A 26,226-nucleotide genomic window follows, 5' to 3' on the forward strand; every position below is an offset into this window, starting at 1 on the left:
AATGCAACCGCACATTAGTTGTTCAGCAGCAAGGCTTCGGGCAGTTCATGCGCTTTTCAATGCTTTGCGCATTTCCTCAGGCCACGTTTTGTACGCATCCGGCAAACGCTTTTCCTGCTGAAGCTTTTCCAAAATCGCGATGGCTTCTTGCAGCAAAGCATCGTGTTGGTCAGCCACAATTTGTGCCATTTGGTACTTGCTGCCGACGATACCCAATTGCCACTCCACCACCGTTGGTTCGGCTTTAGCCAAGGGGGTGAATAGTGTGAGTGCCTCCTCAAAAGCTGCCAAGGCTTTGGCGTTATCTTTCAGGGCGAAATGTGCCGCGCCAATGCGGTTTAAGTTGGTAGCGATTTCCCCACGAAAAGCACTTACGTCGGGCTTTGCCGCCGCCAATTGCTGGTTCAGTTCGAGAGCCTGTTGGTAAGCTTGTAACGCCGCCCGGTTATCGTTTTGCAACTGGTGGGTTTCACCCAAACGCCCGTAATTGAGGTACAAAGCAGTTTTTTGTTCGAGGTTATCCGGCTCAAGGTCAACCAGACGCTTTTGCACCGGAATTACTGCGGCTAACAACGCACCAAGCGCCTTGTTATCGTCAGATGCTTGGTAAAATTGGCGCAAGGTTTCGCCAGTCGTGACAAAATCCCGCTGCCATTGCTGGTTATCCGGGTCGAGTTGCGCCAAGGTTTGGGTGATTTCCCAAGCGTCCTGCTGGGCTTTTAAGGCCGCAGGCTGATCGGCTTTGGCACTGTAAGCTGTTGCTAAACGTTCCAATAAAATGGAGCGGTCACGTTGCCATTCGCGGTTGTGGGGATCACGTTGGGTCAGTTGCTGACTGAGCGTATCCGCACGTTGCAATAAGGGCAAAACCGCTGCGTCATTGCCTAACGCGCCTTCGACCAAGGCCATATTACTCACACTCACGAACAAATCACGCTGCCACTGGAGGTTATCTTTAGCGGATGCGAGTAACTTTTCACGCCATTTCAATGCATCCTGATGCGCCCGTTGCGCGGCGTTAAGATCACCGTGACTGCGGTAAAGTTCACCTGCGCTGCTTAATGCAATCGCAAGGTCACGTTGGCGTTGCACGTCATCCGGCGATTGCTGCTGGAGCGTGGTGTGCCATTTAATCGACTCATCCAAGGTTGCCAACGCTTGCTTGGGGTCTTGGGGAAATTGCAGCTTACCGAGGCTGAGCAAGCTGGATGCCAGTAACTCTGAGGCACGCCCTTTCTCCGGCTGTTTGTCGTGCCAAGTACGGCTGGCTGTCACCGCCGATTGATAAACCTTGAGTGCTTCGGCGTTGCGCTCCTTCAAGAACAAAATATCGCCTTCACCCAGCAACGCAGTGATGTAAACCGCAGGCTCCAACGTTTGGCTGACGTTTTGCTGCAATTGTTGCCAAGCTTGCAATGCCTGTGAGGTGTTGCCTTGTTTCTGCGCCAATAACGCCAGATTTTGCCATGCGGTGAAATTATCCGGCTGACGCTGGGTCACTTCCTGATAACGCGCCGTCGCTTTGGGGTAATCCAGCTTTAATTCGCTGATTTCCGCCAGCGCAAACGCCCGCTGCGCCAGTTGTTGGTCTGCCAGCTTTTGGTCGCGTGCGTAAACCCTTTCCAGCAAGGTTTCCGCCACATCCAAATGCCCTGTTTGCAAGGCTTTGCGGGCTTGTTGGGCGAGTTCGTCGGTAGCCGCATAACTACCCAAACGCGCTTGCAAGGCAACATAAGTTTGCGCAAGTTGACTAAACGCTTCGGTACGGCTGGCTAAATCCACGTTTTTATCCGCCAAGTTTTTCAGCAGCGTGTCGGCTTGTTGCTTGTCCAGTTGCAGCTTGTCTTGCAGTTGCTTAACTGCCTGTTCATCCGCCCCGTAAAAGTTGGTCACGTACTGGATGGTGACGTTGCCTTGCACCTGCGTGACGATGGCACTTTGGTCGCCATCAGTTTTGAGTTCCCCCGTTAGCGGTGCGGTTTGCGTGGGGTTTTGCTCGGTTTGTTGCAATACTTGCCCATTCGCAGTGGTAATTTGCTGCACACTGGCCTTGCCCTCGATACCTGCCAATGTTGGGGTTTGCTTAGTCGCAGGTGTGTCGGTAGTTGATGCGAGACTTTGTTGAGCCTGCGCAATGCGCTCGCGATCAATCACCAAATCCGCCTGCCACGCGCTGTTGTTGGGGTCAAGTTTCACCAACTGCTCAGTAATCAGCAAACTGTCCTGAAAATGTTGCAACGCTGCCTGCTTATCACCCAAAGCAAGGGACACTTCGCCCAATTTACTCAAAATCACCCCTAAACTGCGCTGCCAATCGGTGCGGGTTGGGGCGGCTGCGCTAATTTTTTTGCCAATCACCAAGGCTTGTTGGAATACCTCAAATGCCGCGGTTGGATTGTTTGCCGCTTGCTGCACCTTACCCAGATGGTCAAGCACCACCAACAAATCGTGCTGACGTTCAAGGTTGCCAGGCTCATCAGCCACCAAAGTTTGCACAATTTTCAATGCCTTGTTGTAACTGTCGATAGCGGCAGGTGCATTGCCTTGCTCACGTTGCACGTCCGCTACCGCGCTGTAAACCGGGAGCAATTCACGCTGCCATTGGCTGTTATTCGGCTCGGCTTGTGCCAATTTCTCAATCAGTTCAACGCTGTGCTGGTAAGCGGTTTGTGCGGCTAGCATATCGCCATTGGCGCGCTGAATGTGCCCGCTATAGAGGTAGCTCTGTGCGAGACTGTGTTGCCACGCGCTATTTTGCGGGGACTCGGCAAGCAATTGTTGCGCAGTTTGTTGGGCAAGTTGGTAATTAACCAATGCGCCGGTGGAATCACCTGACGAACCCAAAACCTTGCCCTCATGCAACAGGGCATTCAAGTAATCGGCAGGCGCGTTACTGATACTGGTTTGCTTGCGCACTTGCTGCCACGCGCTCACCGCCAGCGTTATATCCCCCACCCGTTCAGCCAGCAGGGCAAGTTCCGCCCAGGCTTGCCGATTATCAGGCTGTAGCGCTACCGCTTGCTGATAACGCTCAATGGATTTACTGTTTTCCAGCTTCAAGGCACTGAGTTGCGCCAATAATAAAGTGTGCTGTCCAAGGCGTTTATCGGCTTGTTGTTGATCCCGCTGGTAAGCCGCTTCCAAGAGCTTTTCAGCCTTATCCAAATCACCGGCTTGTAAGGCTGCTTGGGCTTGATGACTCAGCGCATCTGCGGTATCGACCTCGCCTAATGCGTGTTGCAAATCGGCGTATTTTCGGGCGAGACGTTCAAATTCTTGGGTACGGCTATTCACCGCCACGTCTTTATCAGCAAGGTTTTTCAGCAGGGCTTCGGCGGCTTGTTTGGAAAGCTTGAGGTCGTCTTGCAGGTGTTTAACCTCTTCGGCATTCGCACCATAGAAGTTGGTGACGTATTGAACCGTTGCATCGCCGCTGACTTGGTTGATGATGGGGCTTTGATCGCCATTCATACCAGCATTTTCGGCAGGCACATCGGTGGCGGCACGCTCGTCCTTGTATTGGATATTGACGTTTCCCGTTACGTCGCTGACCACAGCACTTTGATTACCGCTAGTTTTTGTGGGTGGAACGGTAGGCTCTTTTTCCCCGCAAGCTGCTAACAGCACCAACAAACTGAGATGGAAATAGTTTTTACCGAACATCAACGTATCCCCTTGCTATGGTTTGTCACTGTTCAAGGCTTGTTGTGTTGCTACGAACCATACCTTTTTATCTTCTGGCAAACGATTTTCGCGTTGCAACTTTTCAAAGATAGCGAGAGCATCGCGTAGCAGCTCATCGTGTTTACCGGGCTGTAACTGTGCAATTTCATAACAATTTATCGCTACATCCAGTTGCCATTGGCTATTGCTGGAATCAAGTTCTGCCAGTTTTTTGCTGATGTCTAAGGAATCTTGCAAAGCTTTGAGTGCGGCTGGCTTATCTGCACTGGCTTGGTAGATACCGCCAAGTACATAAAAGCCAACCGATAGGTCACGTTGCCATTGGGTATTTTGGGGGTCAAGTTGCGTAAGTTTCTGCCGGATACCCAAAGAATCCTGAAAGGCTTTCAGCGCGGCGGCATTATCGCCATTGGCTTGATGTACGCTGCCAACCCGTTCAAAGCTGACAGCAAGGTTACGTTGCCAATCGGTATTGCTAGGGTCGTGTTGTGCGAGTTTCTGACGGATTTCCAATGAACCCTGCAAGACTTGCAGCGCGACCGCATTGTCGCCACTGGTTTGGGCGACATCCCCCACATTGTCAAAACTGACCGCCAGATCATCTTGCCATTGGGTATTTTTGGGATCGAGTTGTGTAAGTTTCAAGCTAACGGCGACAGAATCCTGAAAGGCTTTAAGTGCAGCGGCATTATCATTCTTAGCCTGATATATATCACCCACTTTATTGAAACTCACCGACAGTTCGCGTTGCCAGTGGGTATTATTCGGGTCAAGTTTTGCCAGTTTTTGGTTAATCGCGAGGGATTCCTGAAAAGCCTTAAGTGCTGATTCGATGTCGCCATTGGTTTCGTATATTTCACCGACGTTGTTAAAGCTATCGGCTAGGTTGCGTTGCCAGAGGGTCTTATTGGGGTCGAGTTTTGCGAGTTTCTGGCTAATCGCGAGGGAGTCTTGAAACGCTTTAAGCGCGGCGGGATTGTCACCACTGGCTTGGTGCATACGTGCGATATTGTCGAAGCTCATCGAAAGATTGAGTTGCCCATCGGTGTTATCGGGTTCGTGCTGGACAAGTTTTTGTCGAACTGCCAACGAATCTTGAAATGTTTTGAGTGCTAACGCATGGTTGCCATTCATTTCGTATAATTTACCGATGTTATCCAAACTGATGGATAGCCGGTTTTGCCAGTTGAGATTATCCGGTTCTTTGAGGATAAGTTGTTGTGCAAAGGCTTGGGCAGACTGGTAAATAGGCATTGCCTCGGCATTGTTACCCTGCAAGCTCAATAGCTCACCTTCGCCTTCCAGTGCGTAGAGATATTCCGTTGGGTTGCTGGTTTTATCCGCGTTTTTACCCATTTGCTGCCAACTGTTGAGGGTGAGCGTGGTGTCACCGCTCTTTTTCGCGATTTCTGCCAGATTTTGCCATGCTTGCAATTGGTCGGGTTGGCGTTTGACCACATCTTGATAGCGCTGGATGGCTTTTGCATGGTCAAGTTTGAGTTCGCTGATTTCGGCAAGGTCAAAGGCATGTTGTGCCAGTTGCTTGTCCGCCAGTTTTTGGTCACGTTCATAGGCGCGTTGCAACAACGTTTCAGCGACATCCAAATTGCCTGCCTGTAACTCTTGCTGTGCCTGCTGCGCTAATTCGTCGGTGGCAGCATAGCTGCTCAAGCGGGTTTGCAGGTCGATGTAGGTTTTGGCGAGCGCCTCAAATTCTTGGGTACGGTTTTCCAGCGCAATGTTTTTATCGGCAAGATTTTTAAGCAGGGCTTCCGCCTGTTGCTTGTTGAGTTGAAGTTTATCCTGAAGCTGTTTGACTGCCGTGGCATCTGCACCATAGAAGTTGGTGACGTATTGGATGCTGACATTGCCTTTGACACCATTGATGACCGCGCTTTGGTCGCCAGAAGTTTGAAGTGCCGCGTCAGCCGCTTGAGACGAGGCTGCGGGAGCTTGCTCGGTTTTCTCAATCACCTTATCGTTGGCGGTGGTAATGTGCTGGATGTTGGCCTGTCCGTCTACACCCTGAACTACAGGGGCTTGATCCGTGGTTGTGGCTGCTGGATTAAGCTCTTTACTGATCAGGGCAACCCATGATTTTTTATCGGCAGGCAGACGATTTTCCTGTTGCAGCTTTTGCAGGATTGCTAACGCATCACTGAGCAGAGCTTTGTGCTGGTCGGGCTGGAGAAGCGCCAGATTATAGTCATTCATGGCGATGCCTGTTTGCCATCTCACTGTATTAGGGTCGAGCTTCGCCAAACGCTGGGCAATAACTAGGGCTTCTTGAAAGGCTTTAAGGGCTGCGGGGTTGTTTTCATTGGCTAGGTGAATGTTACCAATTTCGGTTTGGTAGCCCATTAAGTTACCTTGCCACTCGGTATTGTCGGGGTCACGTTGCGCCAATGTCTGGCTAATGGACAATCCATCTTGAAAGGCTTTGAGTGCGGCGGGGTCATCACCACTATTGTGGTATACCTCACCAAGACTTCCGTAGCTTGATGCTACATTGCCTTGCCAGTGGGCATTTTGGGGGTCAAGTTTGGCTAACCGTGTGTCGATCACCAATGCCGCTTGGTAAGCCTTCAGTGCTGCGGAATTATCGCCATTAAGTTGGTATATGTTACCGATACGGCTGTGGCTGACAGATAAATTTTGTTGCCATTCAACATTGTTAGGATCAAGGTCGGCGAGGCGTTGGTGAATAGCGAAGCTTTCTTGCTGGGCTTTGAGTGCTGCCTGATTATCACCATTAACAAGGTGTGCATCACCCACTTTTTCAAAACCTGCGGCTAAACTGTTTTGCCATTGGGTATTGTTGGGTGCGAGTTTGCTGAGTTTTTGTTTAATAGCAAGCGAGTCTTGAAAGGATTGCAGTGCGGCTTTGTTGTCACCCTTGGCTTGGTATATTTTGCCAATATTTTTAAAACTGACTGACAAGGTGAGCTGCCAATCAGTGTTATTAGGATCGAGCTGGGTGAGTTTCTTGCGAATAGTCAGTGCATTCTGAAAAGCATCGAACGCGGCATTATTATCACTTTTAGTTTGATAAATATAACCAATATTGTCAAAGCTAACCGTAAGACTCCGTTGCCATGAAGCATTGTTGGAATCAATGGCTGTTAATTTCTTACGGATTTCCAATGAGGCTTGGTAGCTATTAAGTGCGGCATTGCTGTCACCCTTGGCTTGGTATATATCACCCATCCTGTCAAACGTAACCGCAAGATCATCTTGAATATCGGGATTAGCGGGTTCTTTTATGGCAAGTTGTTGGGCGAATGTTTGGGCTGATTGGTAGCGTGCCAGTGCTTCGGCATTGCGTCCGTGGAGACTCAAAATATTGCCTTCACCCATAAGCGCATTGAAGTGTGCCGTCGTATTTTTGGTGACATCGGCATTCTTTCCCAATTGCTGCCAAGCATTAAGAGCCAAGGTGGTATCTCCCATCCGCTCCGCCAGCTCTGCTAAGTTTTGCCATGCTTGCAGGTTGTCCGGCTGCTGTTTGACCGCCGTTTGGTAGCGTTCGATAGATTTACTGCGGTCGAGTTTCAACTCACTCAATTCCGCCAGTAGCATCGAATGTTGCCCCAAGCGCTTGTCAGCCAGTTTTTGGTCGCGCTCGTAGGCTTGTTCCAACAGGCTTTCAGCTTTGTCCAAGTTACCTGCTTGCAGTTCCTTTTTGGCTTGCGACGCCAGTTCATCGGTCGTGGAATACTCCCCCAAGCCCTGCTGCAAATCGGCGTATTTGTGCGCCAGACTGTCGAACTCTTGGGTACGGTTTTCCATTGCCACGTTTTTGTCAGCAAGGTTTTTCAATAGGGCTTCGGCGGCTTGTTTGGAAAGCTTGAGGTCGTCTTGCAGGTGTTTGACTTCTTCGGCATTTGCGCCGTAGAAGTTGGTGACGTATTGGACGCTGGCATCGCCGCTGACTTGATTGATGATGGGGCTTTGGTCGCCATTCGTGCCAATTTCTTTGGCAGGTACATCGACGGCGGAATGGTCATCCTTGTATTGGATGTTGACGTTGCCTGTTACGTCGTTGATAACCGCGCTTTGAGCGCCACTGGTATGGGCTGGCGGGGCAACCGGCTCCTTTTCCCCGCAAGCAGTCAGCAGCAAGACGCTGCAAAGCACGGCTACGCGCATGGGATACCTTTAATATTTGTTGGGAGTAGGAGGAGGGCTACCGAAATTCATATTAACATCGCCTTGGCTACCGTTTACCACTGGACTTTGGTTGCCCGTTGTCACCGGGGCTGAAGTAGTGGTAGAACCCGCCACACTTGGCGTAGCTGCTGGGGCTTGCACGATGCTGTAAGCAAATCCGCCGACAATAATAAGTACACCGAGAACAAACACGAAATTCATACCTTTGTGCAGCAAGCGCTCGTTTGCTTCACTTAACTCGTTGTTACCCATGAAAACTTTGAGAAGCCCCACAAGAACAAACAGGACAAAGCCCGCAAGTACCATTGGGTGTTTAAGGTGTTCGATCCAAGAACCTAAATTATCCATAGTTATCCTCCCGTTACGTATTGTTGTGAATGATCCCGAGTGTAGCACACGGATAGCCAAGCCTTGTGCCACGTTGATAAGTGGCGGGATTGGGGAGGTGAACCTTACCAATCCCGCCAGCCGAACTGCATTACAGGCCGCAGTGCCCAAACTCGACACACTTGCTCGCCAGCATGAACAGGCCATTGATAACCAATTCACGCATATTATCGTGTCTTCCTGCCGTGTCGGTAGCAGGCGCTTGTTCCTCTGGGATGTTCACCATATTATCGGCAGTATTCCCGCCCTGACTGGCGTCAACAGTCGCCACATCCTGTTTGTAGCCAACCCGCTCTGGCGTGCCGCGAGTGACCCGCCGATCAAGTGGGTGGATAACCTGTGGTGCGGCACAGATGCTTGCTGGTACTGGGTTGCCAGCAGCCGACATGCCTCCGCAGCCTTGCAGGGAAAGCATTGAAAAGGAAGCACAAACGATTATTAAGGTTACTTTCATTGGGTTCGCTCCATTCGTGTTGACATTATTTTGTTCAGAGCAAATATTAGCCTCTAACGATGAGCGGTTGTTAACGTTTCATTCAGTTATCGTTCAGCTAATGCTGTATGAAAAGTTTGCATATTGGTAGAATATATGGCATAAAATTAAACCAATTAATATCACTAAAAAGTGAGCATCATGAATCGGGGCAACAAAAAACAAGCCCAGCACATCCCGCAGCAGGGGCAGAAGCTGCGGGAATTGCGGGAAAAGCTGGACAAAACGCAGGCTGAGATGGCTGACTTACTGGAAGCACCACTCAAACCCCACATGGGGACAGGCTTTACCATCCAACAATCTGACATTTCACGCTTGGAACGTGAAGAATCCATTCTGGATGTCCCCAGAATGCTGGCTTACGCACACCAGTTCAACGTCGACATCGGCACGTTGCTGAAACCGCACTTCCAGTCCTTGTGCAAAAGCGAAATGCGCTTGCAGCACTTCCCCACTGATGCAGAGGCTGACCAGTACCTGTGTGAAATGGAAAATAAAGGGCGAATATTGGCATTTAGTCACCTGCCTTCATCCTTTTTTCTTGCAGAAACGAGTAGCCCACGGTTTCAGCAGATCACTCAAGCCAATTACGCGGAAACCCATTTTTACACGCTGGATGCGTTGCTCAACTTCCTGTTTTCACCGATCAGCCGCTACGACAATGCGATGAAAATCAGCACACTGGACAAGTACTTGGGACATTTTCGGAGAAATTTCGCCAAACGCCTGCGGTTTTTTTCACGGGCATCGTTCCCGCGCATGAGCCGTTTCCCCAATCTGGAACTGCTACCGGAAAAATCCACACTGATCATGCTCGCCCCGGTCATGCAATACGACCAAGGGGACGTGTTACTGGAAATCCGCAGCGAAACCATCTGCCAAGAAGTTTTCAACTTTTATTCCAATGTAAAAACCCTAGATGCTGACGTTACCCTGATAAAAATCGGAAGGGAAGCCTTGGAACTGATCCAGCAAGGCAGCAGCATCGAGCAATCCGTGCGGTTTTTCTATCAAGAGGTCGTGAAACGCAGCCCCGAAGACGGCGAGGCCATCTTGGAAAACTTCAATGCCGACATGCGCCCGCAACTGAGCCAATAAAACATAGCCGATTGCCGGAATTAGCTGACATTTTCGTGAGGTTGTCTACAATTAGCAACTTCGCAAGCCAATACAGCAAAGTAGCCAAACCCATGCAGCATAACCAGAACCGCAAAGGCATTATCCTCGCCGGAGGTAGCGGAACCCGCCTCTACCCACTGACCCGCGCAGTCAGTAAACAATTGATGCCGATCTACGACAAGCCGATGATTTATTACCCGCTGTCGGTGCTAATGCTGTCAGGTATCCGCGACATCTTGGTCATCACCACGCCGGAAGATTCTGCGCAGTTCCAAAATTTGCTGGGCGACGGGGCGCAATGGGGACTGAATATCCAATACGCCGTGCAACCCAAACCGGAAGGGCTGGCACAAGCCTTCCTGATCGGTGCGGAATTCCTCGGCAACTCCCCTGCTACCTTGATCCTTGGCGACAATATTTATTACGGCGAAGGGCTATCCAGCCGCTTGCAAACTGTGGCTAAACAGGAGACGGGTGCTACCGTTTTCGCCTATTACGTGCGCGACCCAGAACGCTACGGGGTGGTGGAATTCGATGACTACGGCAAAGCGTTGAGCATTGAGGAAAAGCCGCAGGAACCGCGCTCCCCTTACGCCGTCACTGGCCTGTATTTCTACGATAACCAAGTGGTGGACATCGCCCGCGAAGTACGCCCTTCCCCGCGTGGCGAGTTGGAAATTACCACCGTCAACCAAATTTATCTCGAACGCGGGCAATTGCAGGTAGAAATGCTCAAGCGCGGCACAGCGTGGCTGGATACCGGAACTCATGCTTCCTTACTGGACGCTTCCAACTACATCCGCGTGATTGAGGAACGCCAAGGTTTGAAAATCGCTTGCCCGGAAGAAATCGCTTGGCGCATGGGTTTCATTGATGGCGAGCAATTGCTGCGGCTGGCTGACCCGCTGATGAAAAGCGGTTACGGCATCTACCTGACGGGGTTGTTGGCATGAAACTGGTCAATACCCGCATCCCTGACGTAAAGATTGTCGAACCTGCGGTATTTGGCGACCCGCGTGGCTTTTTCATGGAAAGCTGGCACGCGCAGAAATTCGCCGCACTGGGGCTGGATTTGAACTTCGTACAGGACAACCACAGCCGTTCGCGCCAAGGCATCCTGCGTGGGCTGCATTACCAAATGCAACAAACCCAAGGCAAACTGGTGCGAATCACCAGCGGTAAGGTATTTGACGTGGCAGTGGATGTACGCCGCAGTTCTCCCACCTTCGGACAATGGGTCGGTGTGGAATTGTCAGATGAAAACCACCGCATGTTATGGGTTCCACCCGGTTTTGCCCACGGCTTCTACGTGATGAGCGAGTCGGCAGACTTCCTGTATAAATGCACTGATTTTTACGCCCCCGAACACGAATGCTGCATCCGCTGGAATGACCCGACCTTGGCAATTGACTGGCCTTTGGTCGATGGGCAAGCACCGCTGGTATCCGGCAAAGATGCGGAAGGCAAGCTGTGGCAAGACGCGGAGACTTTCCCATGAAAATATTACTCACTGGTGCGAACGGGCAACTGGGTTCGGAACTGCAAGCCACCTGTCCAGCGCACATTACGCTGATCCCCACCGATTACACCACACTGGACATTACCCAGCCGGAGCAAGTCAAAGCTGCGTTGGATGCACATCAGCCGGATGCCATTATTAATGCTGCGGCTTACACCGCCGTGGACAAGGCTGAAAGCGATGCAGACCGGGCGTATGCCATCAACCATTTGGCAGCAGCCACCCTGGCGAGGGAAGCCCAGCGGCGCGGCATCTACCTGCTGCACGTTTCCACTGATTTCGTGTTTGATGGGCAGCAATCCACCCCGTACTTGCCGGATGCTAACCCACTACCGTTAGGCGTGTACGGCGCAAGCAAACTCGCGGGCGACCAAGCCGTGCAGGAATATTGCCCCACTGCCGCGATCGTGCGCACTTCGTGGCTGTATTCCGCTTACGGCAACAATTTCGTCAAAACCATGCTGCGGCTGATGGCAGAGCGTGAATCCTTGGGCGTAGTCGCTGACCAAATTGGTACACCGACGTGGACGCGCACACTGACTGACACAATATGGTCATTCATCGCACAAAAACCGCAGGGCGTCTTCCACTGCTCGGATAATGGTGTGGCAAGCTGGTACGATTTCGCCATTGCCATTCAGGAAGAGGCACTTGCCATTGGTTTGCTCACCAAGGCAATCCCGGTCAAACCATTGCGGTCAGAGGAATACCCCACCCCTGCCCGCCGCCCGGCTTATAGCGTGATGGACAAACGCGCAACAGAAAATACCTTGGGCTACACTTTGCCACACTGGCGTCCACGCCTACGGCAAATGCTCGCCCAACTGCAACAACAGGCTACCAACACATGACAACAACTTACCAACCTAACACATTGCTGGTGACTGGCGGCGCTGGCTTTATCGGCACAAACTTTGTGCATTATTGGCTGGACACTTATCCCGATACCCGCATCGTGGTATTGGACGCGCTCACCTATGCAGGCCGTTACGAAAACCTGCAAATGCTGGAAGGGCAAAGCAATTTCCGTTTCGTGCATGGCGACATCCTCGACCAGCCGCTAGTAGAAACGTTGTTGCGTGAGGAAGGCATCGACACCATCGTGCATTTTGCCGCTGAATCGCACGTTGACCGCTCGATTTACGGCCCAGATGCATTCTTGCGCACCAATATCGACGGTACACATAGCTTGTTGAAATCGGCGAAAATCGTATGGCTGGATGAAAAACCGGGATTTGCGCACCGCTTCCACCACGTTTCTACCGATGAAGTGTACGGTACGCTGTCTGCAACTGACCCGGCCTTTACTGAAACCACTCCGTATGCGCCGAACTCGCCGTATGCTGCCAGCAAAGCTTCGTCTGACCATATTGTACGGGCGTACCAGCACACTTACGGGCTGCAAACCACCACCAGCAACTGCTCCAATAACTACGGCCCTTACCAGTACCCGGAAAAGTTGATCCCGCTGGCGATTTCGCGCTTGCTGCAAGGCCAAGCTGTGCCAATTTACGGCGATGGACAACAAATCCGCGATTGGCTGTACGTGGATGACCATAACCGGGGGATTGATTTGATCATCCGTACCGGGCGCGTGGGCGAAACTTACAATATCGGCGGCAACAACGAACAGGCTAACCTGAGCCTGATCCATGAATTGTGCGATTTACTGGACGCGCGTTTCCCCTATTCACCGCAAGTACCGCACCGCCAACACATCACCTATGTGGCTGACCGCCCTGGACACGACCGCCGTTACGCGATTGATAACAGCAAGATTTGCCGCGAATTGGGCTATGTGCCTGCGGAAACCTTCCAATCGGGTTTGGCGAAAACCTTGGATTGGTATTTGGCACGCCCAGAATTCTGGCAAGACGGCGTGACCCTGTTTGGCACGCACGGTAAAGCCTGATGGAGTGCCGCATCTGTGGCGCGATCCACGAACACCGCACCTACACCGCCAAGGAAATGATGCTCGGCCTACGGGACGAGCACCGTTATTTTGAGTGTAAACAGTGCGGCTGCTTGCAAATTGTCACCATTCCACCTGACCTTGCACGTTATTACCCAGAAAACTACTACTCCTACAGCGATGCAGCAAAAGCGGGGAATTCGCTAAAAAAGGCACTGATGCGGCTGCGGGATACGTGGGCTGCTACCGGGACGGGTCAGTTTGGACGGCTGGTAAATTTCTTTGCCCCGAATGCCAAACTCGCTAGCTTACGTCCGCTCAAAATTACTAAAGATACCCGCATTCTGGATATAGGCTGCGGCACGGGGCATTTACTGCTGTCGCTGTACGGGGCTGGCTTCAAAAACCTACTGGGCATTGACCCGTTCAACCGCGAAAACATTGCCTACTCCAATGGCTTACGCATTGAAAAACGCGATATTTTCAGTGAGCAAGGGCAATGGGATGTGGTGATGTTCCACCACTCCTTTGAGCACTTGCCCGACCAACGGGCTACCTTGCAACAGGCATTCAATATCCTGAAGCCCGGTGGTGTAGCGCTGGTGCGTATTCCTACCGTGTCGTCCTTTGCGTGGCAGCATTACGGTGTGCATTGGGTGCAATTGGATGCGCCGCGCCATTTGTACCTGCATTCGGTCAAAAGTATGCAAGTATTGGCGGGTAAGGTGGGCTTTACCTTAGAACAGACGGTGTACGATTCTTTCGCCCTGCAATTCTGGGGGAGCGAACAATACGAACAAAATATCCCGCTGCGTGACCCACGCTCGTATGCTGAATCGCCCAAGGATTCGCCGTTTAGCCCCCATAAAATCCGGGACTTTGAAGCCCGCTCACGCGAACTGAATGCGCTGAACCAAGGCGACCAAGCGGCCTTTTATTTAAGGAAACCGGGATGAACGCCCCCCCGAAACTGCTCGCGATTTCCTCTCCCGGCGGGCATTGGATACAACTGACGCGCTTGTGTGAACGGCTGGAAGACCGCTACAGCATCATCTATGCCATGCCGAATACCCTGTTCAACTCCGCAGCAACCTTGGGCGGACGCAAGGTGTATTCGATCACCGATGTCAGCGCCGATGACAAATGGCGGCTCATCCCCTGCACCCTGCAAGTTTTGTATATCCTGCTGAAAGAACGCCCACAAGCCATCCTTTCCACTGGCGCGGCTCCCGGTGCGGTGGCGGTTTGGTTGGGAAAACTACTGCGCATCCGTACCATCTGGGTGGACAGCATTGCCAACGTGCGGCAAATTTCCCGCGCCGGACGGCTCGCGCAGAAACAGGCTGATGTATTCCTGACCCAATGGGAACATTTAAGCGATGGACAAAGTGTGTTGTTCAAGGGAGCAGTGCTGTGATTTTCGTCGCGGTAGGTACACAATTTCCCTTTGACCGACTGATCAGCTATGTGGATGCTTGGGTGGGGCAAAACCACGAGCAAGGCGTAGCACAGATTGCTGGAGGTGAATACCTGCCGCAGCATTTACGCTGGGAACGTTTCATGCCTGCCACGACTTTCAACCAGCATTTGCAGGCCGCCGAACTGATCATTTCCCATGCGGGTATGGGCAACATCATTACCGCACTGGAAAACCATACCCCGATTATTGTGATGAACCGCCAGCACGCACTGGGCGAGCACCGCAATGACCACCAGCTTGACGGGCTGGAATGGATGGGCAAATTACCCGGCGTTTACACCGCTTCCACACAAGATGAATTATACGCGCTGTTGGATCGGCGGCACGAACTGCAAGCCGCCAGTGCCGCACCAGACTCCCGGCGGCAAGCGTTAGCGGATTTCATTGATCAGGCCATCCGCACATGAACCTGAAAAATCCTTCCCTGCTCTTGACCAGTATGCTATCCACAGTGACGCGGTTTGCGGGCGTGGGGTTGAACTTTGCCGTGGCTATCGTGCTGACCCGCACCTTGCCAATGAGCGAGGCAGGCATGGTGTTCATGCTGATGACACTGGTGACGGGTGTTTCGCTGTTCAGCCGTTTGGGCGTGGAACAATGGATCGTGCGCGATGTGGCACGGGTGCAAGAAAACAATAGTGCTGAGCAGGGTGTCTATCTGCGTGACGCTTACCGCATGGTATTACTGAGCAGCGGGGCATTCATCCTCGGCTGGCTTGTTTTCATCCCGGTCATGCAACACTGGCTGTTCGATGACGCGATCCGGCTGCTGCCGTTGTTATTGGCTAGCAGCGGTATTTTGTTTTTCAATCTGGTGATGTTGAACTCGGCGTTCCTCAAAGCTGTCCGGCATACGTCGCATTCCATTTTGGTGCAAAATTCGCTGCCTGCCATTGCTTACATGCTGCTGCTGTTGCTGTTTTGGTTAGTATATCGGCAAGAGCAAAACTACCTGTTGCTGTACACCGTTTCACTGGCATTGGCGGGGCTGGCTTCATTCCATTGGTTACGTCCGTGGTTACACACCTTGCATCCAGCCGTGACAACCCGCTTCAGAATCAGGGAAGTATTGCGCCAGTCGCTGCCATTGGCTCCAGTATCGTTCTTTTCATTCCTGATGCTATGGGCTGATACCTTACTCACCGGATTGTTGTTAAAGAATGCGGATGTGGCGCTATTTACCGTCGCGGCGCGGTTATCATTTGTTAGCCTGTTTTTCTTGGGGGCGCTGGATGCCACCATTTACCCACGCTTACTCGCTATCCACCAGCATAAACCGGAAGCTGTAAGGCGTTTCTTCTGGCAATCGACTGGGTTGGTGGCTGGCATATTGGGGGGTGTAACGCTATTGTTACTGGCGCTGGGTAATACTTTGCTGACAGTGTTCAAGCCCGAATACGTGCAAGCGGGAACAGCTCTTGCCATCCTGCTGGTGGCGCAGTTGGCGCGGGCATTGAGCTTGACGTTTTCGTTCATGTTCATCATCCAGTCACAGGTGCGTTACCTGAATATCATGCTCATGGGAGCGTTGGTGGTGAATGTCATTGCCAATTTGGTGCTAATCCCACGCTATGGGATTGAAGGGGCAGCCAGTTCGACCTTAATTGCCAACCTGCTGATGACGGGGGGCGTAATCGGGCTGTTTTTCAGGAACCACCTGCTGAGCACACCGGGAAAGCTATCATAGAGGTATCATGCTGAGATTACTTGCCATCCTGTTCGTTGTGTCCGTCTTTATTCCGGTCGAGTTTTATACGATGGCAGGGTCAGTGCGGATTGAGCCTTACCGCATTGTGCTGGGGATTGCACTGCTCCATACTTTGCTGAATTTCAAGGCCATGCTGGAACGGGCTGATATTGTTGATGTCTGCCTGATCGGTTTATTGGTGTTGGCATTTGCCAGTATTTGGCATAACCATGATCTGCAACAAGCTGTTGAATCCAGCGGTATTTATGCCATTGAGACGCTCGGGGCATTTTTCTTGGCACGGATGTACATCACCACCCCGGAACGTTTCTACCAAATCAACCAGATGTTCATTGTTACGTTGGCATCCCTGACCCTGTTTGCGGCGTATGAGGCATTCGCCCAGCACCGTTTCCTGCATGAAATTGCCAAACAGATTACCGGGCATGACGCACTGGATTTCCGCCTGTACATGCATTATTACATCCGTAATGGCGTCATGCGGGCGACTAGCCTGTTCGAGCACCCGATCCTCTACGGTTCCTTGCTGGCGTTGTGTTTTCCATTTGCCTTTATGCTGTTGCGGCGCACCCGTAGCATGGTGGCAGGTGTCAATGTCATTGCCTTGATTGTATCCATGCTGCTGACCCTATCTTCCGCACCGTTACTGTCGCTGATTTTCCAATCGGTCATTGCAGTGTTGGTCAAGTTCTGGAATAGCGCCCGGCGTTTATGGATTGCCCTGCTGTTTGCGGGTCTGTCGGTATCCCTCCTGATCAATGCCTTCTCCAACCGAGGATTTTTCGGCATCCTGATTTCGTACCTGACCTTTAACCCCAATACCGGCTATTTCCGCATGTTGCAGTGGGAATACAGCATGGACGACATTGCGGAAAACCCAATTTTCGGCATTGGCTTGATCGGCCCCGGCTTGCACGACTGGACGCGCCCGTACTGGATCGCCAGTTGGTTCGGTAACAGCATCGACAGTTTCTGGCTGCTGTTAACGCTGCAACACGGGCTGTTTGCCGCAGCATTGCTATTGTTCGCCAGCCTGTATGCGTCGTTTAATGCCCTGAACCTGTTACACAAACACGGCGACACGACACGCTGGATGGTGGCAGCATGGGTAATGTCGTTCTTTTCCCTGATCCTGATTGGCTTTACCGTCGACTACTTCGGCAAGCTGCAACCCATGTTCTTTTTTACCCTTGGCGCAATCAGTTGGGCAAAAGATTATCCGATCTGGAACCGCCAAGCGGAAGAATTGGAAACCGAGCAAGCGATTGCCGATACTGACACAGACATAACCCGCAAGGATGGCGATTGACCATGAGATTACGCTTTGTCAACCAACGAGTGTTCATGTGGCTGGTATGGTTCCGCGACAGCTTGCTGTGGCTACGCACTTGGCACTTCCGCACCCTCTACGGGATGAAAATCGCCCCGGATGTACGCATTTCCTTCAAAGCGCGTCTGGACAAGACCAACCCACGTTGCATTGAAATTGGCGAAAAAACCTATGTTGCTTTCGATTCCATCATCCTCGCCCATGACTACGCGACCCGGCGGCACGGGGGTGGCTTTGAGCAAGTTACCCGCATCGGGGCGAACTGCTTTATTGGTTGCGGCGCGATCATCTTACCCGGCATCACTATCGGTGATCAGGTGATCGTCGGGGCTGGCAGCGTCGTGACTAAAGATGTCCCGTCTAATTGCATTGTGGGCGGCAACCCGGCAAAAGTGCTGCGTTCCGGCATCCAGACCATCGCCTACGGGAGACTGGCATGAGCACCCCTGATCTCAGCATCATTCTGGTGTCTTACAACACCGCACCGTACATCCAACGGGCGTTGGAATCTGTCCTGCGCGAAACCAACCTGTGCAAATTTGAAATTATCGTGGTAGACAATGCATCCAGCGATAATTCCGTTGCCATGATCCGTCAGCGCTTTCCGCAAGTGCATTTGATTGCCTCTGACCAAAATCCGGGATTTGCCGGAGGTGTGCGCCGTGGCGTTGCCGAAGCCAGTGGCAAATACCTGCTATTGCTGAACCCGGATACCTTGATCCAGAACTCCGCCATTGACCGCCTACTGCACTTTGCCGAACAACACCCTAGCAATGGCATTTGGAGCGGCGTCACCTTGAATAATGACCAGAGCTTAAACACCCAGCACGCTTGGTCAAAACCAACCTTTACTAGCTTGTTGTTCAGTGCCCTTGGTTTGAGCAAGCTGTTTAGCCATTCCTGCCTGTTCAACCACGCCAATTACGGCGGTTGGCAGCGCGATAGTGTTAAGGAAGTTGACATCGTATCAGGCTGTTTCTTCCTCACCACCCGCGAACTGTGGGACAAACTGGACGGACTTGATGCCAGCTTTTTCATGTATGCCGAAGAAGCCGACTACTGCCTACGGGCAAAAGCACTGGGCTACCAACCCATCGTCACCCCGGATGCCCGCATTGTCCACCACGGCGGCGTCAGCCATAACCAGTTTTCAGGTAAGATGATCAAGCTATTGAAAGGCAAAGTGGAACTGATCAACCGCCACATTAGCCCGTGGAAACGCCCCTCTTACAAATTCATGCTGTATTTGTATGTGCTCAACAAACACTTGCTGCATACCCTGTTGAAACCGGGTTCAGCACAGCGCAGTGAATGGCAAAACGTGTATGCGCAACGTACCGACTGGCTACAAGGATACCGCTGATGGCAACGGTTATTGTCCCCGCCCATAACGAAGCCAGCGTTATCCGCCGCTGTTTGGATAGTTTGAATGGACAAGCAGAGCTGGATACCCTGATCGTGGCCTGCAATGGCTGCACGGATAGCACCGCCGACATCGTGCGCACTCATTATCCGCAAGCCATTTGTTTGGACATTGCCATCCCTTCCAAGGTCAACGCCTTGAATGAGGCAGAAAAGCACATCACAAGCTGGCCTGTGTTCTACATTGATGCCGATACACGCCTCTCCGCCAATGCCATACAGGACATTTCCTCAGCATTGGCAGATGGCAAAACCCTACTTGCCGCACCGGAACCCGTCATCGACACTTCCCACTCTTCATGGGCAGTCAGGCAATTTTACCGGGTTTGGCTACAATTACCGTATATCCGCGACGGCGTGGTTGCCACCTGTAGCTATGTCATCAGCGAAGCAGGCCACCAACGCTTCAGCCGTTTCCCTGACATCATTAATGATGACGGTTTTGTGCGCTGCCAGTTTGACCGTAGTGAGCGACGCAACGTACCCGGCACTTACGTATACATTGCAGCACCGCACAATCTAGCCTCATTGATCAAGATTAAAACGCGGGCACGCTTAGGCAATATGCAACTGGCGGCAACCGGCTTATGTACCCGCAAAGAGCAAAAACCGTATTCGCGCATTCTGCGGGATAAATTGCTCAGCAGGGAGTTCATCCCTGTACTAACCTACCTGTGCATTGCAACCTTGGTGCGTATCCGGGCTGCATGGCAGTACCGTAGCCTGAAAACCTATAGATGGGAAAAAGACCAGACATCCCGTCAAGAACCGACCGGGTAGAAACAGATTTAATTGATCGAGAAAACGCAACCGCTTGTGTGTTTTTTGCGACAAATACAGCCCAAATGGTCTATTATTAAGAGCATGTTTGCAGCCTGAGTGTCATGAATGGCTGAGTATTTTTATTATATTTGTACAGCAAATCGGTAACATAACCCTGTACATCGTAGCCCGATGAGCAAAATGCCGGGTGCAGGCTGTTGCGTTCCTACAACAGCTCGGCATTGCCTCATGCAGGTATAGTGACAATAAAATCCATGATGGCTCAAGGCGCGGCCATCAACAGAGGATAATGGTTGAATGGACAATATCAAGGTAGACAAAAAAATTAGCTCCGAACTAATCTACCGTACTGCGGATACCCTGATTATCCTTGGTATCTTGATACTCGCATCCTTGTACTCCAAGGCATACAACATTGATGGATACCTCGCCGCTGGCTTTGGTGCATCCCTGTTGTTTGGCATGGTAGGCCGTTTCACCGACATCTATACCTCATGGAGTGGACGCCCGTTCTTTCGCGATGAAGTCATCCGCCTCATTGTGACTTGGCTAACCACGTTTTTGTTCCTGATCTTTGTCATTTTTGCGGCAAAAACCTCTGGGCAATTTTCCCGTTTCGTCCTGATCAGTTGGTTGTTTGTTACACCCGTCCTCTTGATCGTTAACCGCTATGCGTTGCGCACCCTACAAGCCAGCCTCAAACGGGTCGGCATCAATAACCGCACAGTCGCTATCGCGGGGATCACCGAGCAAGGCATACGCTTTGCTGAAGCACTGGAAAAACAACCGGACTCAGGCTTCCAGATTGCAGGCTTTTACGACCTTGAAGAAACCGCCCAAACCGTCACCTTGCCCAACCAATATGCCTGTATTGGCGGACAGTCAGCAATGATGGAAGCGGCACGTAACGGCGAGTGGGATCAGATTTACCTTGCCCCATCAAGGGATCAGCAATCCACCTCACTAAACCTGATAAACCAACTATCCGACACCATCACCCCCATCCGCCTGATTCCTGATAACTTTACCAGCTCCTTGCTGCACAGCCGCTTACTGGAAATTGCCAACATGCCGGTACTGTGTATTTATGACTCCCCTTTATCCGTAGAACATGCGTTCATCAAGCGCATTGAGGATGTGATCTGTGGGATGCTGATCCTCTTGTTGGTTTCCCCGCTGATGCTGAGCATCGCTGCCATTATCAAACTCACTTCCCCTGGCCCAGTACTGTTTAGGCAAACCCGACATGGCTTGCGCGGGGAAAAATTTGATGTATTAAAATTCCGCACCATGACGGTATGTGAGAACGGTCACGATATCAAACAAGCTACCCGCAACGACCGCCGCATTACCCGTATCGGCGCATTCCTGCGGAAAACCTCACTGGATGAACTGCCCCAGTTCTTGAATGTACTGCAAGGCAATATGTCCATTGTCGGGCCACGCCCCCATGCGGTTGCCCACAACGAAGAATACCGCCAACTGATTCCCGGCTACATGCTGCGTCACCTGATGAAACCCGGCATTACCGGCTTGGCACAAATCAACGGCTGGCGCGGGGAAACCGACACCTTGTTCAAAATGCAAAAGCGCGTGGAATACGACATGGAATACATCCACCGCTGGAGCCTTGGGCTGGATATAAAAATCATTTTTGTCACAGCCTTCAAAACTCTGTATGACAAAAATGCATACTAAATTGCCGTACTACCAGTGAAGCTCGAACAACTTACTTTTACTCGTTATATCGCTGCCCTGAGCGTAGTATTTTTCCACTATGGGAGTCAGGTATTCCCGGCAAACATAGCGCTGCTGAAACCTGTCCTAACCGCAGGCCCGATTGCTGTCAGCTACTTTTACGTGTTGTCTGGCTTCATTATGGCGATTGCCTATTACCGCCCCGACAAACAAGGCGCATTCCGTTCAGGACGTTATTGGCTGGCGCGGGTAGCACGGATTTATCCGGTATACTTGCTTGCCCTGTTACTGATGATTACCGCCAAACTGGGGGCTGCGGGTAGTGATCCCCTGACGGTATCATTGAGCTTAGGCATGTTACAGGCGTGGATTCCCGGCTATCCGCTAACCCTCAATGCACCGGGTTGGTCACTTTCCGTCGAAGCGTTTTTCTACTTAAGTTTCCCACTCCTGATCCTATTAGCAAAACGCCACCACTTGGTGTTGCTGGCGGGTCTTGCTGCCGTTTTCTGGCTGGCAACCCAAACCCTGCACACCTTGTTGCTGAACTCGCCGGATTATGAGCCCTTTTCCGCGCTGCATGATTTCATCTTTTACAACCCACTCATGCACCTCAACACCTTTCTGATGGGTTTCATCATCGGTGCATGGCTACTGGAAGGGAAACTTCAGTTCCTTGCCCGCCCTGCCCTTAACGCCCAAGGATTGTTCTTAGTGAGCTGCTTGATTGTTTTACTGCTGGCAATACGCCCGACTTTGATTGAATATACGGGGATAGCCTTTGACTACACTAACGGCTTGATTGCCCCGCTGTTTTTGGCTTTCATCACGCTGTTGGGGATGAACACTTCGCGCTTGAGCGTGTGGCTGCAACACAAATGGTTGGTACTGCTGGGGGAAGCCAGCTTTTCCTTGTATATCCTGCAAAAACCACTGCATGGCATCTATGAAAAAGTGGCATCCCATTGGATTGCCCCCGATAGCGCCCTGTATTTTTACCTGTTCGTAGCCTGCCTGACGGGTGCTGCTATTTTGTCCTTTTGGTTCATTGAGACACCATCAAGACGCTTTATCAACGCATTTGGCAGTTCATCCGATAAATCTGGTTAGAAAACCGGGCTAGCGGCAGACTTAGGGCAATAAATCTGAAAATTGGAAGGCACGAAGCAATGATATATTCAGCCGATATTCATCAACAAGTTTGTCAGCCAAATCACACAAGACTTGCTACAATCCGGTGGCGGGCCAGTGACTCCCGAAAACTTTGATGCTGCTGATCCAGTAATTCTACTAAACATTAGACGTATACGACCATGCAACAAGATAAACACAATACGCTTCAGAACCGTAGCAGCCACCTCCAACGCTCCGACGTAAAATCGCAGGATACCTTGGATTTACGTGAATTTTGGAACACGCTGGTACGCCATAAACGCATGATCATGCTGGTCGGTGGTACAACACTCCTGTTGACACTGGCAGTTACGCTTGCCAGCAAGAATGTCTACCGCGCTACCGCCACCCTGCAAATCGAACGCGAACCCACCAAAGCGGTGGAAATAGACTTTCTTGGCGCAGGTGACATCCGCGACACACGGGATTTCTACCAAACACAATTTGAGCTAATCCGTAGCCGTGCGTTAGCAGCAAAAGTCATTGAAGAGCTTAAATTAAAAGAAAAACTCTCCAATGTTTCCCTCTTCGGTCAGTTCAAACAATGGTTAGGTCTGACTGACAATACCAATGAACAGATGGCTCTTGAGACACTGTTACTGGAACACCTGAACCTTGAACCCATCAAAAACTCCCGGCTTGCTGCGGTGAGTTACGACTCATCCAACCCAGAACAGGCGGCAGAAATCGCCAATGCAGTGGTCGACATATTCCAAAAAATGAACATGGATCGTCGGATTACAGCGACCAATGATGTCAAAAATTACCTTAACATCAGCATCACGGAAGCTAGGGTAAAGTTAGACGAATCCGTACAAAAGCTGGAATCGTACTCCAGAGAACACGGCATCATCCCGGTAGACGGCAAAGGTGAAACCATCGCCTCATTAAAGCTCAAAAAGCTGACCGAGGAACTGCTACTGGTACAGAAGCAACGTTCTGAAAACGAAAGCAAATATGAGCTACTCAACGATAAAACCCGCAAACTGGCTGACCGCTTTGGGGTATTGGAAGATAACGCCGCTTACCTGCAAACCATGCGGCAAAACCTTGACCACCTGAAAGCCTTGCAAGACAAAAATCCGAGCGCAGCCCAACGCAAGTTGATCCGCCAAAAAGAAGGTGAAATTCAAGTCGAAGTAGACAACAAATTGTCATCCCTGCGTGGAGAACTGGCGAGCATCAAACGGAGGGAAGCAGCCATTCATGAAAGCACCGCCAGAGCCAAAACGGAAGCGCTTCAAGAGCAAGATAAGATCATTGGTCACAGCACACTACAACGTGAAGTTGACACCAATCAGGAATTGTACCAAGGACTTCTGCAACGTCTGAAAGAAATCAGCATTGCGGGGGGCATGACCTCCAACAATATTTCCGTCATTGACCGGGCACAAGTTCCCGTCAATAAATTCAAACCCAACCTGATGACCAACTTATCATTTGGTGCGTTGTTAGGCTTGTTGCTGGGCATTTCTGGCGCATTCCTGCGCGAATTTATGGACGATAAGGTCAAAAGTATTAATGAATTGGAAAGCACTACCCAACTGTCGGTCTTGGGCATTGTGCCTGAAATCCTGAACAGCACCCCTAGCCAACTTGCCCAATTGACGATCAAGGAACCCAAGTCCAGCATTGCTGAGGCATTCCGGTCTTTGCGGACAGCCATGCGCTTCATCCTAAGGACTGAAAACAACGCGGTTATTTTCGTCACGAGCGCCTGTGCAGGGGAAGGTAAAAGTACTTCGGCGACAAATCTGGCTTGCGCTTACGCCAATGCGGGTAGCCGGGTATTGCTCATAGATGCCGACCTGCGTAACCCGTCCCTACACAAAATGCTGGACATCAATACACCAACGGGGTTAGCCGATTACCTGAAGGGCAACGCCAGCATCAATACGCTAGTACAGTCCACCGAAGTCAGTAACCTCAACCTGATCCCGGCTGGCGTACTGCCGGAAGACCCTTCCGAACTGTTGTCATCCCCACTCATGCGCGAATTGCTCAGCAGCGCACGCGGGGAATACGACCAAATCATTCTGGATGGCCCACCGATTCTGGGTCTAGCCGATGCGCTGGTACTGTCTTCCCTCGCTGACGCGACCTTAATCGCGGTACGTGCTGAAAGCACCCGTTTGGGCGCAGTCAACAATGCCTTGAAGCGTTTACGCCAGTCCCATGCAACCATTTCCGGTATCTTGTTGAACCGCGTTGCCCTGCACCGTGGCAGCAGCTACGGCTATGGTTATGACTACTCAGATTACTACTACAATACGGATAAAAGCAAACCGCATTCAGCAGGCAAAAAAGCGGTAGTAACAACCCTACGTAGCCTCAGATTGCTGTAATCATCCAGCAATGCAGGTAAAATGACGCGATTGAAATTTAAGGAGAATCACCTTGTCAGTCGCGTTAGCTTTTCACGTCCTTGCCGTCGTCATTTGGGTCGGCGGCATGTTTTTCGCCTATATGGCACTCCGCCCCGCCGCTGCTGCGGTACTTGAACCCTCCCAACGCCTGACCTTGTGGTCTAATGTCTTTGCCCGTTTCTTCCCTTGGGTGTGGGCATCAATCATCGCTATCCTTGCTTCCGGCTACTGGATGCTATTTGTCTATTTTGGCGGCATGGCGAATGTTCCTGTGTTTGTCCATATCATGAATGGCCTTGGGCTGGTCATGATGCTGATATTCTTCTACGTTTATTTTTCCCCTTACCAGCATCTTCGTGAATATGTATTAGGTATGCGTTGGCAGGAAGCAGGCAAAGCCCTCGCCCGCATCCGCACCCTTATCGCTGTCAACCTCAGCATTGGCCTGCTGACTGTCACGATTGCCGCAGCAGGTAAATATTTCTTGTGAACGATGTAGTACGTTTAGCCGATGTCGGGGTAGAGCCAATGACTGCCCTATTCGCCCGTTATGGTTTGCAGTTTGAACTGGTTGCGGAGCAAAGTCCCATTCCCGGTAGCTATTGGCATGAAACGGAAGCGGGGATCATCGGCCTGAACGTACTGGCACGAATGGACTCGCCGATCCATTCGATCCTGCACGAAGGTTGCCATACCATCTGCATGGACAAGGAACGCCGCGCTGTCCTCCATACCGATGCGGGCGGGGAATTTGCAGAAGAAGATGCGGTCTGTTATCTGCAAATCCTGTTGGCAGACCAACTTCCGCACATGGGGCGAGAACGGATGATGCAGGACATGGATACGTGGGGGTACACCTTCCGCCTTGATTCTGCGGCGGCGTGGTTCCATCAAGATGCGGAAGATGCCCGAGCATGGCTTATCCAGCATGGGCTGCTGACTACCGACGACCAAATCGTTTACACACTGCGCCAATGACCGT

22 protein-coding genes are annotated in these 26,226 nt (G+C 51.4%); 18 read left to right on the plus strand and 4 right to left on the minus strand.

What is annotated here, in order from left to right:
- Nucleotides 1-45: 45 nt before the first annotated feature.
- The 4 genes from PHE17_RS03135 to PHE17_RS03150 all read right to left on the minus strand — a co-directional run bounded on the left by PHE17_RS03135 (nt 46) and on the right by PHE17_RS03150 (nt 8,695).
- The gene (locus PHE17_RS03135) at nt 46-3,663 is read right to left on the minus strand and encodes a tetratricopeptide repeat protein (RefSeq protein ID WP_301014358.1); all 3,618 of its coding nucleotides are present in this window, start codon (nt 3,661-3,663) and stop codon (nt 46-48) included.
- A 15-nt stretch (nt 3,664-3,678) separates the two neighbouring features.
- A complete protein-coding gene (locus tag PHE17_RS03140; RefSeq protein ID WP_301014359.1) occupies nt 3,679-7,833 on the minus strand; it encodes a tetratricopeptide repeat protein in 4,155 nt (1,384 codons plus the stop codon).
- Nucleotides 7,834-7,842: 9 nt separating this feature from the next.
- Nucleotides 7,843-8,202, minus strand: coding sequence for a hypothetical protein (locus PHE17_RS03145; RefSeq protein WP_301014360.1), 360 nt, complete (start codon nt 8,200-8,202; stop codon nt 7,843-7,845).
- Nucleotides 8,203-8,332: 130 nt separating this feature from the next.
- Nucleotides 8,333-8,695, minus strand: coding sequence for a hypothetical protein (locus tag PHE17_RS03150; RefSeq protein WP_301014361.1), 363 nt, complete (start codon nt 8,693-8,695; stop codon nt 8,333-8,335).
- 180 nt (nt 8,696-8,875) lie between these two features.
- Between PHE17_RS03150 and PHE17_RS03155 the strand changes: the two genes are divergently transcribed.
- The 18 genes from PHE17_RS03155 to PHE17_RS03240 all read left to right on the plus strand — a co-directional run bounded on the left by PHE17_RS03155 (nt 8,876) and on the right by PHE17_RS03240 (nt 26,222).
- Nucleotides 8,876-9,832 carry a helix-turn-helix transcriptional regulator gene (locus PHE17_RS03155; RefSeq protein WP_301014362.1) on the plus strand — a complete coding sequence of 319 codons (957 nt, stop codon included), beginning with the start codon at nt 8,876-8,878 and terminating at the stop codon, nt 9,830-9,832.
- A gap of 92 nt (nt 9,833-9,924) precedes the next feature.
- Nucleotides 9,925-10,806: a glucose-1-phosphate thymidylyltransferase RfbA gene (rfbA, locus tag PHE17_RS03160; RefSeq protein ID WP_301014363.1), complete on the plus strand. Its 882-nt coding sequence runs from the start codon at nt 9,925-9,927 to the stop codon at nt 10,804-10,806.
- Nucleotides 10,803-11,351, plus strand: a complete 549-nt coding sequence (gene rfbC / locus PHE17_RS03165; RefSeq protein ID WP_301014364.1) for a dTDP-4-dehydrorhamnose 3,5-epimerase — start codon at nt 10,803-10,805, stop codon at nt 11,349-11,351. The genes rfbA and rfbC overlap by 4 nt, the downstream gene beginning before the upstream one ends.
- Nucleotides 11,348-12,223 carry a dTDP-4-dehydrorhamnose reductase gene (gene rfbD / locus PHE17_RS03170; RefSeq protein ID WP_301014365.1) on the plus strand — a complete coding sequence of 292 codons (876 nt, stop codon included), beginning with the start codon at nt 11,348-11,350 and terminating at the stop codon, nt 12,221-12,223. Before rfbC ends, rfbD begins: the two co-directional genes overlap by 4 nt.
- A complete protein-coding gene (gene rfbB, locus PHE17_RS03175; RefSeq protein ID WP_301014366.1) occupies nt 12,220-13,284 on the plus strand; it encodes a dTDP-glucose 4,6-dehydratase in 1,065 nt (354 codons plus the stop codon). Before rfbD ends, rfbB begins: the two co-directional genes overlap by 4 nt.
- Nucleotides 13,284-14,240, plus strand: coding sequence for a class I SAM-dependent methyltransferase (locus tag PHE17_RS03180; RefSeq protein WP_301014367.1), 957 nt, complete (start codon nt 13,284-13,286; stop codon nt 14,238-14,240). Before rfbB ends, PHE17_RS03180 begins: the two co-directional genes overlap by 1 nt.
- The gene (locus PHE17_RS03185) at nt 14,237-14,701 is read left to right on the plus strand and encodes an oligosaccharide biosynthesis protein Alg14 (protein ID WP_301014368.1); all 465 of its coding nucleotides are present in this window, start codon (nt 14,237-14,239) and stop codon (nt 14,699-14,701) included. The genes PHE17_RS03180 and PHE17_RS03185 overlap by 4 nt, the downstream gene beginning before the upstream one ends.
- Complete coding sequence (locus PHE17_RS03190) at nt 14,698-15,171, plus strand: glycosyltransferase (protein ID WP_301014369.1); 474 nt, start codon at nt 14,698-14,700, stop codon at nt 15,169-15,171. Before PHE17_RS03185 ends, PHE17_RS03190 begins: the two co-directional genes overlap by 4 nt.
- The gene (locus PHE17_RS03195) at nt 15,168-16,451 is read left to right on the plus strand and encodes an oligosaccharide flippase family protein (RefSeq protein ID WP_301014370.1); all 1,284 of its coding nucleotides are present in this window, start codon (nt 15,168-15,170) and stop codon (nt 16,449-16,451) included. The genes PHE17_RS03190 and PHE17_RS03195 overlap by 4 nt, the downstream gene beginning before the upstream one ends.
- 7 nt (nt 16,452-16,458) lie before the next feature.
- A complete protein-coding gene (locus tag PHE17_RS03200) occupies nt 16,459-17,781 on the plus strand; it encodes an O-antigen ligase family protein (RefSeq protein WP_301014371.1) in 1,323 nt (440 codons plus the stop codon).
- 2 nt (nt 17,782-17,783) lie between these two features.
- Nucleotides 17,784-18,242, plus strand: coding sequence for a DapH/DapD/GlmU-related protein (locus PHE17_RS03205; protein ID WP_301014372.1), 459 nt, complete (start codon nt 17,784-17,786; stop codon nt 18,240-18,242).
- Nucleotides 18,239-19,165, plus strand: coding sequence for a glycosyltransferase family 2 protein (locus tag PHE17_RS03210; RefSeq protein WP_301014373.1), 927 nt, complete (start codon nt 18,239-18,241; stop codon nt 19,163-19,165). Before PHE17_RS03205 ends, PHE17_RS03210 begins: the two co-directional genes overlap by 4 nt.
- On the plus strand, nt 19,165-20,004 hold the full coding sequence (locus tag PHE17_RS03215) for a glycosyltransferase family 2 protein (protein WP_301014374.1): 840 nt from the start codon (nt 19,165-19,167) through the stop codon (nt 20,002-20,004). The genes PHE17_RS03210 and PHE17_RS03215 overlap by 1 nt, the downstream gene beginning before the upstream one ends.
- Nucleotides 20,005-20,304: 300 nt before the next feature.
- Complete coding sequence (locus PHE17_RS03220) at nt 20,305-21,705, plus strand: undecaprenyl-phosphate glucose phosphotransferase (RefSeq protein ID WP_301014375.1); 1,401 nt, start codon at nt 20,305-20,307, stop codon at nt 21,703-21,705.
- 15 nt (nt 21,706-21,720) lie between these two features.
- Nucleotides 21,721-22,815, plus strand: a complete 1,095-nt coding sequence (locus tag PHE17_RS03225) for an acyltransferase (protein ID WP_301014376.1) — start codon at nt 21,721-21,723, stop codon at nt 22,813-22,815.
- Nucleotides 22,816-23,018: 203 nt separating this feature from the next.
- Nucleotides 23,019-25,223: a polysaccharide biosynthesis tyrosine autokinase gene (locus tag PHE17_RS03230; protein WP_301014377.1), complete on the plus strand. Its 2,205-nt coding sequence runs from the start codon at nt 23,019-23,021 to the stop codon at nt 25,221-25,223.
- Nucleotides 25,224-25,275: 52 nt separating this feature from the next.
- Nucleotides 25,276-25,734 carry a CopD family protein gene (locus PHE17_RS03235; RefSeq protein WP_301014378.1) on the plus strand — a complete coding sequence of 153 codons (459 nt, stop codon included), beginning with the start codon at nt 25,276-25,278 and terminating at the stop codon, nt 25,732-25,734.
- Nucleotides 25,731-26,222 (plus strand): hypothetical protein, encoded by a 492-nt coding sequence (locus PHE17_RS03240; protein ID WP_301014379.1) that lies wholly within the window; start codon nt 25,731-25,733, stop codon nt 26,220-26,222. The genes PHE17_RS03235 and PHE17_RS03240 overlap by 4 nt, the downstream gene beginning before the upstream one ends.
- Nucleotides 26,223-26,226: the final 4 nt, after the last annotated feature.

It is taken from the genome of Thiothrix sp. (genome assembly GCF_028714775.1).
GTDB lineage: Bacteria > Pseudomonadota > Gammaproteobacteria > Thiotrichales > Thiotrichaceae > Thiothrix.